At 63.8% G+C, this 16,607-nt stretch carries 10 protein-coding genes; 4 read left to right on the top strand and 6 right to left on the bottom strand.

Annotation, left to right across the window (positions count from 1 at the left end; all coding sequences use genetic code 11):
* The first annotated feature begins 140 nt into the window (after nucleotides 1-140).
* The 3 genes from ABVK50_RS06065 to ABVK50_RS06055 all read left to right on the top strand — a co-directional run bounded on the left by ABVK50_RS06065 (nucleotide 141) and on the right by ABVK50_RS06055 (nucleotide 6,921).
* Entirely contained in the window at nucleotides 141-3,824 is a 3,684-nt protein-coding gene (locus ABVK50_RS06065; RefSeq protein ID WP_353642413.1) for an ATP-binding protein, read from the top strand.
* Nucleotides 3,825-4,078: 254 nt separating this feature from the next.
* A complete protein-coding gene (locus ABVK50_RS06060; protein WP_353642414.1) occupies nucleotides 4,079-5,128 on the top strand; it encodes a Fe(3+) ABC transporter substrate-binding protein in 1,050 nt (349 codons plus the stop codon).
* A gap of 98 nt (nucleotides 5,129-5,226) precedes the next feature.
* Entirely contained in the window at nucleotides 5,227-6,921 is a 1,695-nt protein-coding gene (locus ABVK50_RS06055) for an iron ABC transporter permease (RefSeq protein ID WP_353642415.1), read from the top strand.
* A 278-nt stretch (nucleotides 6,922-7,199) separates the two neighbouring features.
* Here the strand turns inward: ABVK50_RS06055 and ABVK50_RS06050 are convergent, their stop codons facing one another.
* The gene (locus ABVK50_RS06050; protein WP_353642416.1) at nucleotides 7,200-9,158 is read right to left on the bottom strand and encodes an acetoacetate--CoA ligase; all 1,959 of its coding nucleotides are present in this window, start codon (nucleotides 9,156-9,158) and stop codon (nucleotides 7,200-7,202) included.
* Between the two features lie 209 nt (nucleotides 9,159-9,367).
* Between ABVK50_RS06050 and ABVK50_RS06045 the strand changes: the two genes are divergently transcribed.
* Complete coding sequence (locus ABVK50_RS06045; protein ID WP_353646008.1) at nucleotides 9,368-11,194, top strand: AsmA family protein; 1,827 nt, start codon at nucleotides 9,368-9,370, stop codon at nucleotides 11,192-11,194.
* 5 nt (nucleotides 11,195-11,199) lie between these two features.
* On the opposite strand, the gene ABVK50_RS06040 is transcribed toward ABVK50_RS06045, so the two are convergent.
* The 5 genes from ABVK50_RS06040 to ABVK50_RS06020 all read right to left on the bottom strand — a co-directional run bounded on the left by ABVK50_RS06040 (nucleotide 11,200) and on the right by ABVK50_RS06020 (nucleotide 16,588).
* Nucleotides 11,200-12,018: an ABC transporter permease subunit gene (locus ABVK50_RS06040; RefSeq protein ID WP_353642417.1), complete on the bottom strand. Its 819-nt coding sequence runs from the start codon at nucleotides 12,016-12,018 to the stop codon at nucleotides 11,200-11,202.
* A complete protein-coding gene (locus ABVK50_RS06035; protein WP_353642418.1) occupies nucleotides 12,015-12,989 on the bottom strand; it encodes an ABC transporter permease subunit in 975 nt (324 codons plus the stop codon). The genes ABVK50_RS06040 and ABVK50_RS06035 overlap by 4 nt, the downstream gene beginning before the upstream one ends.
* A 6-nt stretch (nucleotides 12,990-12,995) precedes the next feature.
* Complete coding sequence (locus tag ABVK50_RS06030) at nucleotides 12,996-14,135, bottom strand: ABC transporter ATP-binding protein (protein ID WP_353642419.1); 1,140 nt, start codon at nucleotides 14,133-14,135, stop codon at nucleotides 12,996-12,998.
* Nucleotides 14,136-14,206: 71 nt separating this feature from the next.
* Nucleotides 14,207-15,307: a polyamine ABC transporter substrate-binding protein gene (locus tag ABVK50_RS06025; RefSeq protein WP_353642420.1), complete on the bottom strand. Its 1,101-nt coding sequence runs from the start codon at nucleotides 15,305-15,307 to the stop codon at nucleotides 14,207-14,209.
* 327 nt (nucleotides 15,308-15,634) lie between these two features.
* A complete protein-coding gene (locus ABVK50_RS06020) occupies nucleotides 15,635-16,588 on the bottom strand; it encodes a DMT family transporter (RefSeq protein WP_353642421.1) in 954 nt (317 codons plus the stop codon).
* Nucleotides 16,589-16,607: the final 19 nt, after the last annotated feature.

Genomic DNA, 16,607 nt, shown 5'->3' with positions numbered 1-16,607 from the left:
CACCAAATCCGCGATTCCGCGTTAACCAAACACCGAGTTTCCGGGGTTGCTCACGCGCTGTTTTGTGGACGCGCGAACCCGCGAGTTTTATTAACAAACGGTTAATTGCGGCGTCCATGCAAGGGTGGTCAAGTCAGCTTATGCCGTCAGAAGCCTATTCCTTCATCGACGTTGTCGTGCTCGACGAGGTGCGCGAGCGCTTTGCCGCCGGCGATGCGCTGGCGATCCTTTCAACAGATCTCGAACAGGTGATCTGGGCCAATGGCCCGGGCGCAGCACTGTTCGGCCATGACGACATCGAGGCGATCATCGGCGCGCCGAGCCGCCTCAGCCTGCCCGCCAGACGCCAGATCATGGCCGTGAGAGGGTATCCGGATATCGGACGCGACAGGCCGCTGATGGTGCGCATGACAACGGGCGTAACCAGCCATGCCGTCGCTTTCATCGCCAGCGCGCTGACGCTTCCGGACGGCGAAAAGGCAATTTTGCTGGCGGCCCCTATCGCGCAAGCGGCGTCACGCGGTCCGGCGGAAGCGGCCGAGCGCGCGATCGGCGGCTTCAACGAGCCCGGCCATTTCGTCGCCTTCATCGATGGGCGCGGCGAGGTCGAGGCGGCTTCAGCCGGCTTTGACGAACTCGGCATTTCGCATGAGACGCTCGCCGCCCTCGTCGCGGAAATCGGCGGCGGACCGGAGCGTATTGCCCGGCGCGTCATCCGCGGCGGATCGGCCCGGTTGCCGGCGGGTCTGGCGCGGCTCACCGACGAGCCGGCGCGGCACCTCCTGGTGGTGATCGACGAACGCCGGGCCGCCGGCGAAGAATTTGCGACTGACGAAGGCGCAGACGGGGCCCAACCCGCGGGTCGCGAGCAAGAGCCGGAACCTGTGGCTGGCGCCGATGCGATCGAGCAGGACAATTCGGCAACGCGCGCGGCCGCGGAGCCGGCAGCAGCACCAGCCGCCGACGAGAAGCCTACGCCGGATGTCCGCGAAAAGCCCGCCGGCGAAGCGCCGGCGCAGCTCGACAACTGGTATTTCAGCGCGGCCCGCGAGCCTTCGCATGATCAATCATCACAGGTCGGCGAGCAGCCAGAAACCCGGGAGGCGGAAACACCCGCTCCTGTCGCGACGGAGCGCGCAACGACGCCGGTGCGGTTTGTCTGGCGCACCGACGCGGAAGGCAGGTTCAGCGCCGTCTCGCCTGAATTCGCCGATGCCGTCGGCGCGCTCGCGGCTGATGTCGTAGGCAGGCGCTTCGAGGATGTCGCCGCTACTTTCGCGCTTGACCCGTCGGGCGATATCGCCGGCCTGCTCGACCGCCGTGACACCTGGTCGGGCCGATCGGTGCTGTGGCCGGTCGCCGGAACCGCGCTGAAAATTCCGGTCGACCTGGCCGCCCTGCCCGTCTATGGCCGCGACCGCGATTTCCAGGGCTTCCGCGGCTTCGGCGTGGCGCGCAGCGGCGACGCGGTCGCCGACCCGGAGGAGATCGGCATGGTCCTGGTTGCGCCGCCCGAGAAAACGGCTGCGGCTCAGCCTGCCGAACCGCCGGCCGAGACCCCGCAGCACGAGACTGACGGAAGCGAACCCGATACCGCCGACCCGTTCAAGGGCGAGGTGCCGGCGCTGGCAATCGTCCCGAAGCCGGACCGCCGTTTCGCGGACAAGGTGATCCGACTCGCCGAGCACCGCCAGTCCGCTCCCGAAAGGGGCGGCCTGTCGAGCATCGAGCGCAGCGCGTTCCGCGAAATCGGCGAGCGGCTGAGGCTGATCGGCGAGCCCACCGCGCCAGAGCAAGCGGAGGCGACGGCCACGCAGGAGGCCACCCCCGCTGCCGAAAAAACTGCGGCCGATGCCGCCGGAAAGGCGCAGCCCCCAAGCCCTGTCGCCGAAGCTCCGACGGCCGAAGCCGAAATGCTGGAGGAAGCCGCCAAGGCGGCGGCCGAGGCTCGGTCGAAAAAGGGCGAGGCCACCGCCACGCCGTCCGAAGCCGCGGACGAAACTCCGCCGGCCGCCGAGGCCCCAGCGCAGCAGCTCCCCGAGCCAATTGCCCCCGCCGAGGATCAGGCGGCCACGGAACCGGTAGCGGCCGTGGAAATCGAAGAGGCTGCGGAAGCCGCCGCCGAGGAGATCACAGAGCCTGGGGAATCAGAGGCCGTCGAAGCGGAAGCTAAGGCCGAGCCTTCCGAGCCTGCCGAGAACGAACCAGACGCGGAAGAAGGGGCCGAAGTTCCGGAGCCTGTGGAACTTTCAGGCGCGGCAGAAAGCGACGGTGTTGAGCCGGGCGAAGCCGCAGAACCAAGCGAAGCGGGCGAAGCCGCCGAAGCCGAGCCGCGGAAAATACTGGCGGCCAATACCGGCATACTGGCAAAACTGCCGGTTCCGGTGCTGATCCATTCGGGCGACGCGCTTCACTACGCCAATGACGAATTCCTACATCTGACCGGCTACGATTCCGTCGAGCAATTGGCGGAAGCGGGCGGGCTCGACGCGCTGTTTTCCGCTCCTTACGGCGACGACCAGCATGACGAGGCGGACCGCTCGCTCAGGCTTTCGACTCGCGATGGGCTGGAATTCCCGATCGACGCGCTGCTGCGCTCGGTGCCCTGGAACGGCGGCAAGGCGCTGATGCTGGTTGTGCGGCGCACCGGAGAGGAAGAGCTCCCGGCCGAGCCCGCGCCGGACCGTTCCGCCGAAGTGCAGGAATTGCGCACCCGCTTGGCGGAGATGCGCACCATCATCGACACGGCGACCGACGGTGTGGTGCTGATTGCCAATGACGGCTCCATCCGCTCGATCAGCCGGCCGGCGGAGGCGCTGTTCTCCTTCGACAGCGACGAGGTCGCCGGCAAGCCGTTCATCTCGCTGTTCGCTATCGAGAGCCAGCGCGCGGCGCGCGACTATCTGAACGGCCTGTCCGATCATGGCGTGGCGAGCGTTCTGAACGACGGCCGCGAGGTCATCGGCCGCGAGGCCCAGGGCCGCTTCATCCCGCTGTTCATGACCATCGGCAAGCTGCCCAATGACAGCGGCTATTGCGCCGTGGTGCGCGATATCACCCAATGGAAGCGCGCCGAGGAGGAATTGACGCAAGCGCGCGCGCTTGCCGAACGGGCGTCTTCGCAGAAGACCGACTTCCTGGCGCGGGTCAGCCATGAGATCCGCACGCCCCTCAACGCCATTATCGGCTTTTCCGAGTTGATGGTCGACGAGCGCTTCGGCCCTATAGCCAACGACCGCTACCGCGACTATCTGCGCGACATCAACCGCTCGGGCAACCACGTGCTCGACCTCGTCAACGATCTGCTCGACATTTCCAAGATCGAGGCCGGCCAGCAGGAGATGGCCTATGAGGCCGTCTCGCTCAACGACACGCTGGCCGAGACCGTCGCCATGATGCAGCCGCAGGCCAATCGCGAGCGGGTCATCATCCGCTCGAGTTTCGCTTCCAAGCTGCCGGAAGTCGTCGCCGATCTGCGCAGCGTGCGCCAGATCGCGCTCAACATATTGTCGAACGCGGTGCGCTATACGCAGGCCGGCGGGCAGGTCATCATCTCGACCGCCTACGAACCATCCGGCGATGTCGTCATCCGGATGCGCGACACCGGCGTGGGCATGAGCCAGGCGGAGATCGAGCAGGCGCTGAAACCGTTCAAGCAGATCAATTCGCTGAAGCGGACGCGCGGAGACGGCACCGGGCTCGGCCTGCCGCTCACCAAGGCCATGGTCGAGGCCAACCGGGCGCGATTCTCCATCAATTCGACGCCCGGTGAAGGTACGCTGGTCGAGATTACCTTCCCTTCCACGCGGGTGCTGGCGGACTGAGCAGGGCCTTTCTTGACGTTACGTCAAGCCGCAGCAAACGGATTTGCGTTGCGTTTTGAAGCGATACTCGCACAAGTCATTGAAAAGCTGCGTATATTAGTCCAGTTTAGAATTATTCTAAACTATTGAATTTGTTGCTCTTTCTATTGACCCTCCGCCGGATTTCGCCCAATAGACGTTCGGTTTCGACGACGGAGCCGACAGAGGAACGCGTTCCCCGGGGCCTTTAACCCCTCGACGGACAGGAGAGTGTCATGACCTTCACGAAAGCCCGGTCGAAAGCGGCCGGCTGCGCAGCATTCGCATTTGCCGCATTGTTCGCCGGCTCGGCGCTCGCCGACGGCACGGTGAACATCTATTCTTATCGCCAGCCCGACCTGATCAAGCCGGTGCTCGATGCCTTCACGGCCGAAACCGGCATCGAGACCGAGGTACTGTTCCTCGACAAGGGCCTGGAAGACCGCATCCTGGCAGAGGGCACGAATTCGCCGGCCGACGTGATCCTGACGGTCGACATCGCCCGCCTTACCAACGCCAAGGAAAAGGGCGTCACGCAGGCGCTGGACGACGCGACGGTCAACGGCAACCTGCCGGCCGAATACCGCGATCCGGAAGGCCACTGGTTCGGCGTCACCAAGCGCGCCCGCGTCGTCTACGCGTCGAAGGACCGGGTGACCGACACGGCGCTGACCTACGCCGATCTCGCCGACCCCAAATGGAAGGGCAGGATCTGCATCCGCTCCGGCCAGCACGACTATAACCTCGCGCTGTTTTCGGCAGCCATCGCTCATTGGGGCGCGGAAAAGGCCGAAGAATGGATGAAGGGTCTTAAGGCAAATCTGGCGCGCAAGCCCGACGGCGGCGATCGCGACCAGGCCAAGGCCATTGCGGCCGGCGAATGCGACATCGCGCTCGGCAACACCTACTATGTCGGTCTGATGCAGACCAACGAGAAGGAGCCCGAGCAGAAGGAATGGGCGGCAGCCATCAACGTGATCTTCCCGACTTTCGAGGAAGGCGGCACGCATGTGAACATTTCGGGCGCAGCCCTCGCCAAGAACTCGCCGAACCGCGACAACGGCGTGAAGCTGATCCAGTTCCTGTCGAGCGACAAGGCGCAGCAGATCTATGCCGAGCAGGTGTTCGAATATCCGGTCGAGCCGGGCCTCGAACCGTCCGACGTGGTGAAGGCGTTCGGCGAACTTAAGGCCGACACGCTGCCGCTCGCCGACATCGCAAAGAACCGCAAGACGGCTTCCGAGATGGTCGACCGCGTCGGCGTCGATGACGGCCCGTCGAGCTAAGCCTGGTTTGTGAAGACGCGCGAAGGCCGGTCCGTGAAAGCGGTCCGGCCTTTTCTCGTTGCGAGTTCATGATGCTGGCCAAAGACGACGCACCGCAAATGACCACTGGCGTGGACTTGCCGCAGGCAGCCGCGACCGGGCGCGTGAAGCGCTATCGCCATCCCTTTGTCGTTGCGTTGACCGTGGCCATCTGCGCCATCGTCCTGCTCCCCGTCATCACGCTGGCGGCAATCGCTCTCTCCGGCACGGGGGAGGACTGGCCTCACCTCGCCCGCAACGTCCTGCCCGGCGCCACCCTCACCACGCTCCATCTGCTGGTCATGGTGTCGATCGGCACCGCGATTATCGGCGTCGCCACCGCCTGGCTTGTCGTTGGCTACGATTTTCCGCTGCGCCCGTTCTTCTCCTGGGCGCTGGTTTTGCCGCTCGCCGTGCCGCCCTATCTGGCGGCTTACGCGTTCGGCGAATTCTTCCTGTTCAGCGGCCCGGTGCAGTCGGCTTTGAGGGCGGTGTTCGGTTTCGACAATCCGCGGCAATACTGGTTCCCCGAAATCCGCTCGACCGGGGGCGCGGCCTTCGTGCTCACCTGCGTCCTCTATCCATATGTCTATCTGACCAGCCGCGTGGTGTTCCTGATGCAGGGCCGCAACATCGCCGATGTCGCGCGCACACTCGGCGCAAGGCCGGCGAAGGTTTTCTTCCGCGTGCTCCTACCGGTGGCGCGGCCGGCGATCGGCGCGGGTGTCGCGCTGGTGCTGATGGAGACGATCAACGACATCGGCGCGTCAGAGTTTCTCGGCGTGCGCACATTGACCACCGCCGTCTTCACAACCTGGATCAACCGCAGCAGCCTGGAGGGCGCCGCCCAGCTCGCCTTGATCATGCTCATCCTCGTGCTGCTTTTGCTAGCCGCCGAGCAGTTCGCCAGGCGCAGGCAGCGCTTCCACAACGTACGCGCCACCCAGTTGAAGGCTCGTCCGCCGCGCGTTCGGCTGAGCGTGCCCGGCCAGATAGGCGTGCTGGTCGCGGTGAGCCTGCCGGTCCTGTTCGGCTTCGGCATTCCGCTTCTCGTGTTCGGACAATACGCCTCGCGCCGGCTCCACTACCTGCTCAATGCCGATCTCGCGAAGGCTTTCGTCAACAGCATCTTCACGGCGAGCGCTGCCGCGCTGCTCACCATCGCGCTGGCGCTGCTCCTCATCAACGCAGTGCGGCTGTCGCGCTCGCGCCTGACCGTCTGGCTGGTGCGCATCGGCTCGGTCGGCTACGCGCTGCCCGGCACGATCCTGGGCCTGGGCCTGCTCTTCGCGCTCGCCCGCTTCGACAACGCCGTCGACCATTTCGCCAGAGAGGCGTTCGGCGTTTCGACCGGGCTCCTGCTGACGGGATCGGCCGCCGCCGTCATCCTCGCCTGCACGATCCGTTTCCTGGCGCTGGCTGAAGGCGCGGTCCGCTCCGGCATGGAGAAGTTGCCCCCTCACCTCGACGAAGCCGCCCGCAGCCTCGGCAAGACGCCGGCGAAGAGCGCGGCGCTCGTACTGCTGCCGCTGCTGCAGCCGGCGATACTGACCGCGCTGGTGCTGGTCTTCGTCGACACGGTGAAGGAGCTTTCGGCAACCATCCTGCTCCGACCCTTCGGCTTCAACACGCTAGCGACGCTGGTTTATGAGAACGCCTCGCGCGCGGTGGTCGAGGACGGGGCTGTGGCGGCGCTGCTGATCATCGTGACCGCGACCGTGCCCGTCATTCTATTGTCGAGGGCGCTCGCCCGCGACCGCGCCGCAACGATGTAGCTATCCCTCGGAAACGCAAGGTGGATTTGCAACGATCGCCAAGAAAAAGGCGCCCGAAAGGGGCGCCTGAATTGTTGGGATGCTGTCACAACGGGGCTTGAGCGAACTACGCTTCCTCGGGGGCGGAGGAACCGGATTTCTCCGTCAAGTTACCTGCGAATATCAGCGCCGGCCCTTAACAAATCCTTACCGGGATCCCAGAAAGTTTACGGAAGTGTACCACTCGTGAAAACGAGGTAAATTTGCAGATCATCCTTGCTTAACCATATTGCGCCGCCTCACGAGCGCAATTCCTCCAGGTCACGGAACAGTTCGAGCGCTTCGGGGTTGGCCAGCGCCTCCTTGTTCTTGACTGCGCGGCCATGGACGATATCGCGCACAGCGAGTTCGGTGATCTTGCCGGATTTGGTGCGCGGTATGTCGGCCACCGCAACGATCTTGGCCGGTACGTGACGCGGGCTGGCGCCGGTGCGGATCTTCGTCCGGATGCGCTTTTCCAGTTCCGCATCGAGACTCACCCCGGCCGCGAGGCGCACGAAGAGCACGACACGCACGTCGCCTTCGAAATCCTGGCCGATGCATAGCGCCTCGGCGATCTCCGGCATCTGTTCGACCTGGTTGTAAATTTCCGCAGTGCCGATGCGCACGCCGCCGGGATTGAGCGTCGCGTCGGAGCGGCCATGAATGATGATGCCGCCATGCTCGGTCCATTCGGCGAAATCGCCATGGCACCAGACATTGTCGAAGCGCTCGAGATAGGCGGCGTGATATTTTTCGCCACCGGCGTCGTTCCAGAACATAACCGGCATCGACGGGAACGCGCGCGTGCAGACGAGTTCGCCCTTCTCGCCACGCACCGGCCTGCCGTCATCGTCCCATACATCGACTGCCATACCGAGACCTGGAGCCTGGATCTCGCCGACCCAAACCGGCTGGATCGGCACGCCGAGAACGAAACAGGCCGCGATGTCGGTGCCGCCGGAGATCGAGGCGAGATGCACATCGCTCTTGATGCCGTCATAGGCGAAGGCAAAACCCTCCGGCGACAGCGGCGACCCGGTTGATGACAGCGTGCGCACACTGGAAAGATCATGTGTTTCGATCGGCCTCAGCCCCGACTTGCGCACCGAATCGATGAACTTCGCCGAGGTGCCGAAATAGGTCATCTTCTCGGCTTGCGCGAAATCGAAGATCGCATTGCCGTCCGGGTAGAAGGGCGACCCGTCATAGAGCAGCAGGGTTGCGCCGGACGCCAGGCCGGTGACCAGCCAGTTCCACATCATCCAGCCGCAGGTGGTGAAGTAGAAGAAGCGGTCGCCATCCTCGATGCCGGCATGCAGCCGCTGTTCCTTGACATGCTGGATCAGCGTGCCGCCGGCCGAATGGACAATGCATTTCGGGATACCGGTCGTGCCCGAGGAGAACAGGATGTAGAGCGGATGCGAGAAAGGCAGCCGCTCGAACGCAACCTTTTCCGGCGCGAACGGTGCAATCGCCGCCTCCAGCGCATCCGCCTTGTCGATGGTTTCAGCGACGTCGCCCGACGTGCCGAGATAGTCGACGATCAGCACTTTCCGCACGGTCGGCAGCTTCGCCGATACCGCCGCGATCTTCTCGGCCACCTCGATGGCCTTGCCGTTGTACCAATAGCCATCGGGCGCGATGAAGATCACCGGCTCGATCTGGCCAAACCGGTCGAGCACGCCCTGCTCGCCGAAATCCGGCGAACATGACGACCAGACCGCCCCGAGCGACGTGGCTGCGAGCATCGCGGCGACTGTTTCGGGCATGTTCGGCATCATGGCGGCGACGCGGTCACCCTGCTTCACGCCGAGCGACCGGAACAGTTGCTGCAGCCGCGAGACCAGCGCGTGCAGTTCGTCCCACGACATGCGCCGCTCGACCTTGTCCTCGCCCCTGAAGACGAGGGCGTCGCTGCCACCCGTCTTGCTCAGAAGATTTTCGGCAAAGTTCAGCCGCGCGTCTGGGAAGAAGGCCGCGCCCGGCATCTTGTCGCCATCGGTGAGCACGGTCTCGCCGCGCTCGCCGATTATGCCGCAGAACTCCCAGACAAGGGCCCAGAATGCCTCGCGCTCGTCGATCGACCAGCGGTGCAGTTCGGGATAATTCGAGAAATCAACTCCCGCCCGGTCCGAAGCCGCCGCCATGAAGGCGGTCATGGGCGCGGACGCGATCTGGTGCTGCGTCGGCGTCCAGAGCGGAGCGGTCTCGGCCATGCTTGTCCTCCCTGACAAATTTTTCCCGGTTATGCATATTGCAGCGCAGCAGGGCAAGACGTGGCGCCGGCCGCGCCATCCACTTGTGCGCAAATGCCATTGCAAGGCCACAAAGGCTTGAAATGCGGGAGCCATCGGACCACACCTGCTGGAGCGACCGCCACGCACAGCGCGGCATCCGATCTGGACAGGTCACCAAACGGGGCATCATGCCATCACCTATCGTCAGGCGAAGCATATGGGGGATCGGCATCGCCGTTCTCCTTGCCGTCCTGATCGCGCTCCTGCTTCCGACCATCGCCTCGACGCGCATCGTCCGCGACCGTATCGCGCTGGAGATGAGTTCATGGAGCGGATACCGCGTCAGCATAGGCGCGCCGCCCGAGATCGAGGTCTGGCCGACTTTCCGGGCTATCCTCACCGATGTCCGGCTCTCGCCCTGGCAGAGTTCGTCCGGCCCGCCGGTCATCGCTGCCGAGCGCGTCGAGATCGAACTGTCGGCGCTCGCCGCGTTGCGCGGCAATGTCGTTTTTTCCAACGCCCGTTTCGTCAACCCCACTTTGCATATCGAGCGAACGGCGAACGGCGCCTACATGCCCGAACTGCCCGGCGGCGGCCGCATTGCCGCGTCGATCGCGCGGGCGCGCAATGCGATCGCGGAGGATTCTGGAGAACCACGCCATCTTCCGTCCGATCCATTCGGCACGGTTGAAATCAGCGGCGGCAGGATTGCGCTCCATCAGAGCGGACAGGTCACGGACATCGTCACCGGAATTGCCGGCAAGGTCGACTGGCCTGCCTTCGATAGGGCCGGCTCGCTCTCGGCCAGCGGCCTCTGGCGCGGCGAAACCGTGAAGATCGACTTAGCTTCGGAGAACCCGCTTCCGCTGTTTGCGGGCGGCGCGGCGCCCCTCACTGCCAACATCGCCGCGGCGCCGGCCACAGTCTCCTTCACAGGCTCGGCGAAGCTGGCCAGGAATGGCTATCTGGACGGCGACGCCAAACTTTCCATCCCTTCGGTAACTCGCGCGGCCGAATGGTTCGGATCACACATGCCGTCGGTCTCGCCGGTCGGCGAGGTGGCGTTCACCAGCCGCATCGTCGCCGATGCAGCCCGTGTGAAGTTCGAAAACGTCGCGCTTTCGCTCGATCAAAACCGTGGCGTGGGCGCGCTCAACCTCGAATTCGAGCCGCGCCGGCCGGCACTGTCGGGCTCTCTGGCCTTCGACGGGATCGATCTCGGATCGCTGCTTTCGGTGTTTACGCCGCTGACGCTCGCCTTCGATGGCGATGCCGAAGAAGCTGAAGCCGACCTTTCCAGCGTGCTTGACATCGACCTCCGGCTGTCGGCGGAACGTGCGGTGGCCGGGACGATCAAGCTGGCCAATGTCGCCGCCACCGTGCAGGTAAAGGATGGGCTTACGGTGTTCGATGTCTCGGATGCAGCCGCTTTCGGCGGTATCGTTCAGGCAAGTGTCCGTTTCGACCGCAAGCAGGACGGCCCTTATGCCGAAATGCGGCTCCTGGCCTCCAATATAGACGGTGGCGCGCTGGTCAGTGCCGCCGGGATGACGAAGCTGGTACCGATAGGCCAGGGCACGATCTCGATGATCCTCAAGGGTCCGGGCGCCTCGTGGGAATCCATACTTGAGAACGCCAACGGCTCGATTTCAGCCCGCTTCGGACAGGGAGCGCTGGCCGGCCTCGACCTTGCCGGGCTGCTGACGCGCGTAAAAAAAGGCGGATTCTTCGCGCTCGACGAGGTGTCCAAAGGAACCGTGCCGATTAGCGGCGCGGAGTTTAAGGCCGCCGTCGTGGATGGCGTGGCACGGATCGAAAAGGCCGAGGCCCGAGCCACCGGCCACACGCTGTGGCTCAAAGGCATCGTGCCCTATGTCGGCCGCGGCCTCGCGCTCTCGGGCGGGATCACGTCGACCGTCGAAGGCGCGCAAGACGGCAATGCGGCTTTCTTCGTCGGCGGCTCTTGGAGCGCACCGTTCATCTCGCCGGTTATTCCGTCCCAGCCGGCGGAATAGCGGCCTTACCCCCTCAGCGCAGTTTGCTCGTCGCGCAGGCGCTGCACTTCGCGGCGCTTATTGGCGAGCGACGCCACGATCACACCGATCGCGACGACGGCGATCAGCAGAGTGCAGGCGGCGTTGATCTCCGGCGTCACGCCCAGCCGCACCTGACTGTAGATCTTCATCGGCAGCGTCGTGGCGCCCGGCCCCGAGGTGAAGCTTGATATCACGAGGTCGTCGATCGAAAGAGTGAAAGCCAGCATCCAGCCTGACACAATCGCCGGCATGATTACCGGCAGCGTGATCTGGAAGAAGGTCTTGACCGGCGGTGCACCGAGATCCATCGCCGCTTCCTCAAGCGAACGGTCGAAACTGACCAGGCGCGACTGTACGACGACCGCGACGAAGCACATGGAGAAGGTGATGTGCGCAAGCGTCACCGTCATGAAGCCGCGGTCGAGGCCAATCGCGACGAACAGCAGCAGCAGCGACAGGCCGGTGATGACTTCGGGCATGACGAGCGGGGCGAACACCATGCCCGAGAACAGCATCCGTCCCCGGAACCGCGTGTAGCGGGTGAGCGTGAGTGCCGCGAGCGTGCCGAGTACTGTCGCGACGGTGGCCGAGATCATCCCGACGCGGATCGTCACCCACGCCGCGTCCATAAGGCCGCGATTGTTGAACAGTTCGCCGTACCACCGCGTCGAGAACCCGCCCCAGACCGTGACCAGCTTCGACGCGTTGAACGAGAAGACCACCAGAAGCACGATCGGCAGGTAAAGGAATGCAAAACCCAGAACGATCGAGGCGATATTGAAGCGGCTCCAGGTCGCGTTCATCGCTCCTGCTCCTGAGCCCGCGCCTGCGCATTCTGGAAGATCATGATCGGCACGATCAGGATCAGAAGCAGGATCACCGCCACGGCGGAAGAGACCGGCCAATCGCGGTTGGCGAAAAACTCGTTCCACAACGTCTTGCCGATCATCAGCGTCTGCGACCCGCCGAGCAGGTCGGGAATGACGAATTCGCCGACCGCCGGGATGAACACCAGCATGCAGCCGGCGATCACGCCCGGCAGCGACAACGGAAAGGTGATCTTCCAGAACGCGCCGTTCGGCGTGCAGCCCAGATCCTTGGCAGCCTCGATCAGCGAATAGTCCATCTTCTCCAGCGACGAATAGAGCGGCAGGATCATGAAGGGCAGGTAGGAATAGACGATGCCGATGAAGATCGCCGTGTGGGTGTTCAGGATTATAAGCGGGCTGTCGATGATGTTGAGCGCCATCAGGAACTGGTTGAGCAGTCCCTCAGGCTTAAGGATGCCTATCCAGGCATAGACCCGGATCAGGAACGAGGTCCAGAACGGCAGGATCACCAGCATCAGGAGCGTCGGCCGAAACGACACCGGCGCGCGCGCCATGCCGTAGGCGATCGGATAGCCGACGAGCAGCGTCAGGAATGTCGAGATCGCCGCGATGACAACGCTTGACACATAAGCGTTAAAATAGAGCGCGTCCTCGGTGAGCCAGACATAATTGTCGATGCTGAGCTGCCGCAATTGTTCGAGCAATCCCGACACGCCCTCCGCGAGGCTGAGCACCGGATCGTAGGGCGGCATGGCAATCGCCGTCTGCGACAGCGATATCTTAAAGACGATGACGAATGGGGCGAGGAAGAAGAACAGGAGCCAGAGGTAAGGCACCAGTATGACCAGCCGGCTGGCGACGGCATTGACCGCGCGATCCGCGACTGAGCGGTCCTGCGCCGCAGCAACGGCTCCATTCTCGCGATCGATCACCGCATCCGACATCGCGGCCTACCGGGTCAGCACGACGCCGGCGTCCGGCGCGAATGAAATCCACGCGCGGTCGTTCCAGGTCAGCGGATCCTCGGCGACGCGCGAGGCGTTGAGCGAACTCGCCTTGACCACTTGGCCGTCATCGAGCCGGACGTGGTAGACGGTCATATCGCCGAGATAGGCCAGGTCGAAAACTTCGCCCTCCATAGCATTTACAGCACTTTCGGGCCGGCGCGACGAGACCTTGATCTTCTCGGGGCGTATGGCGAAGGACACGGCGTTACCGGTTTCGGCGTCGCCGGCATTCTCCACGATGATCTCGGCGCCGCTCGCCCCGGTGATACGGGCGCTACGGGCATCCCGCGCCGCCACACGCCCCTCGAACATGTTGACCGTGCCGACAAAGCCGGCGACGAAGCGCGAACCCGGCGCCTCGTAGACTTCGGCCGGCGTCGCCACCTGCATCACCTCACCCCTGTCGAGGATGGCTATGCGATCGGCCATAGTCATGGCCTCTTCCTGGTCGTGGGTGACCACGACGAAGGTCAGCCCCAGCGACTGCTGCAAATCCATCAATTCGAACTGCGTTTCCTCGCGCAGCTTCTTGTCGAGCGCGCCGAGCGGTTCGTCGAGGAGCAGCACTTTGGGGCGCTTGGCGACCGAGCGCGCGAGCGCTACGCGCTGCCGCTGGCCGCCGGAGAGCTGGTGCGGCTTGCGCTTGGCGAACTGCTCGAGCTTGACCAGGCGCAGCATCTCCTTGACCCGCGCCTCGATCTCGGCCTTCGGCATGTTGTCCTGCTTGAGGCCGAAGGCGATGTTGCCCTCCACCGTCATATGCGGGAACAGCGCATAGGACTGGAACATCATATTGACGGGGCGGCGATAGGGCGGGATGCCGCGCAGATCCTGCCCGTCGAGCAGGATGTGGCCCGAAGTCGGATCGTCGAAGCCGGCCAGCATTCTGAGCAGCGTCGACTTCCCGCAACCCGACGCGCCGAGCAGCGCGAAGAATTCTCGCTCGTAGATGCTCAGCGACAGATTGTTGACGGCGGTGAAGTTGCCGAACTTTTTCGTGACGTTCTCGAAGGAAATGTAAGGCTTGGCGCCGGGATCGGCCCAGGGCGCGAAATCCCTGCGGATGCTGCCAAGCGACTTCATGTTCTGCTCCGACATTTTTGGCGGCCAGCGCGGAAACCCCGGCGCGATGCGCAGGGGTTTTCAGCCGGGTGCTATTGCCCGGTGACGATCTTGGTCCAGGTGCGCGTCACCACGCGCTGCGTCTTCGGGTCGTAGGGATTGACCGTGAACAGCTTCTGCAGCGTCGCCTCGTCCGGATAGATCGCCGGATCCTCCAGGATCTCCTTCTCGATGAATTCCTGCGAGGCCTTGTTGCCGTTGGCGAAGTAGACGTAATTGGTCGCCTTGGCCGCCACTTCCGGCTTCATGATGTAGTTCAGGAATTCATGCGCCTCGTCGACGTTCTTGGCGTCGGCGGGAATGGCCATCTGATCGAACCACATTTCCGCGCCTTCCTTGGGAATGACGTAGTCGACGACCACGCCCTGGTCGGCCTCCGCGGCGCGGTCGCGTGCCTGGAAGACGTCGCCCGACCAGCCGACCGCGAGGCAGATGTCGCCATTGGCCAGCGCATTGATGTATTCGGACGAATGGAACTTGCGGATATGCGGCCGTAGCGCGAGCAGCGCCTCCTCGACCTTGGCGAAATCCTCGGTGGACGTGCTTTCGGGGTTCAGGCCGAGGTAATTCAGCGTGGTCGGGATGATGTCCGACGGCGAATCCAGCACATAGACGCCGCAGCCGGCGAGTTTTGCGAGGTTTTCGGGTTTGTAGAACACGTCCCAGCTGTCGACCTTCTCGATGCCGAGCGCTTCCTTCACCTTGTCGACATTGTAGCCGATGCCGACCGTGCCCCACATCCAGTTGACGGAATAGGCATTGTCCGGGTCGAACTTCGCGACCCTTTCATTCACCACGTCCCACATATTGGAGATGTTCGGGAGCTTCGATTTGTCGAGCTTCTGGTAGACGCCGGCCTCGATCTGGCGGACGAGGAAATTATGCGTCGGCACCACAATATCGTAGCCAGAGCCGCCGGCGAGGAGCTTGGTTTCCAGGATCTCGTTGGAATCGAAGACGTCGTAGACGACTTTGATGCCGGTTTCCTTAGTGAAGTCGGTGATGATCGACTCGTCGATATAGTCCGACCAGTTGTAGATGTTGACGACGCGTTCCTGCGCCTGCGCGGAAACTGTCAAGGCTGCGGCAAGAGCTGCCGAAGCGGCCGATAGCCATAGCGCTTTGTGGATCATGGTGTTCTCCTCTGTTCGGCGTCCGTCCCGGCTCGTTCGAAGGATTTGCGGCCGGGTATCGGGTGAATCCTATTGGCGTTTTTGCGGTGCGACAAGCCGCATTCGGCGTGCCCGAAGGCCGCATGTGCGCCCCGCATATATTGTTGATTTAACGTTGAGTTTTACCGGCGTTTCGGCAGCGAAAACGTGCGACGCGAAGTTCTGCGCGAACGCTTCCATGAAGTGTATCTGTGTGCCGACGCCCGCCGCTTCGGCCTTCGGAAATGGCAAGACACGCCTGTGCTTTGGTTGCCGATGCGCCAGCCTGCCCGCTCCTGCAAGCGGATGTCAATGGGGGGACGGCATTCCGGTCGTGCCGGGCTTTTGTGGCCGCGTCTGGCGCTTGAATTCCAGGCCGATATGGACCAGCAGCGCGAGGAACACCACCGCGCCGCCGAGGATGGTGCGCGCCGACGGCACCTCGGCATGGATCAACCAGACCCAGACCGGTCCGAGTATGGTCTCGAACGTGCCGAGCAGGGCCGCGAAAGCCGCCGGGATCAGCCTTGCGCCGGTGGCAAAGAAGGCCAGCCCGAGGCCGAGATTGAGCGCGCCGAATGCGAACAGGAAGCCCATATCGCGCGGCGCGACGCCAAGGTATTCGGCCTGGGTGAAGGCAAAAAGGGCAGCGAACACAGTGCCGAGGCAGGTCGCCGGCGTCATGCGCACATGGGCAAAGCGCCTGGTGATGACGGTCGCGATCGAAAATGCGAATGCGATAAGCAGAGCCAGCCCGTCGCCGACCGGCGACACCTCGCCATTGAAGGATTCCGAGACCATGATGGCGACGCCGCAGATGACGGCGGCGATCGCCGCCCAGGTGGCGCCGGCGACGCGCTCTCGAAACAGCACCCAGGCGATCAGCGCCGCGATCAGCGGCACGCCGGCCTGCATCAGAAGTATATTGGCGACGGTGGTGTAGGCCAGCGCCACGACGAAGGAGGTCGAGGCGGTGGCGAAACACAGCGCAACGGCGAAGCCGGGCAGACCCATATCGCCGAACATCTTCAGCATGCCGCGCCAGCCATCGCGCCACATCATGAAGCCGAACAGGAAGGCGGCCGCCCAGAAGGAGCGCCAGAACACCACCGTCCAGCTGTCGCCGGTTTCGATGAAGCGTCCGATGGCCCCGCCAAAACTCCAGAACAGCGCCGACAGGAACACCAGCAGCAGGCCGATATTCTCCTCGCGCCGCGAAACCTGCGGCGCGGCGGCGGCTTGTTGCGAAGCTCTGTCGTTCATGCGGTTCATCGGCGGTTCG

This window comes from Mesorhizobium sp. WSM2240, from assembly GCF_040438645.1.
GTDB lineage: Bacteria > Pseudomonadota > Alphaproteobacteria > Rhizobiales > Rhizobiaceae > Allomesorhizobium.
Note: the sequence above shows the minus strand (reverse complement) of the source record. Positions and strands in the feature narration are given on the sequence as shown.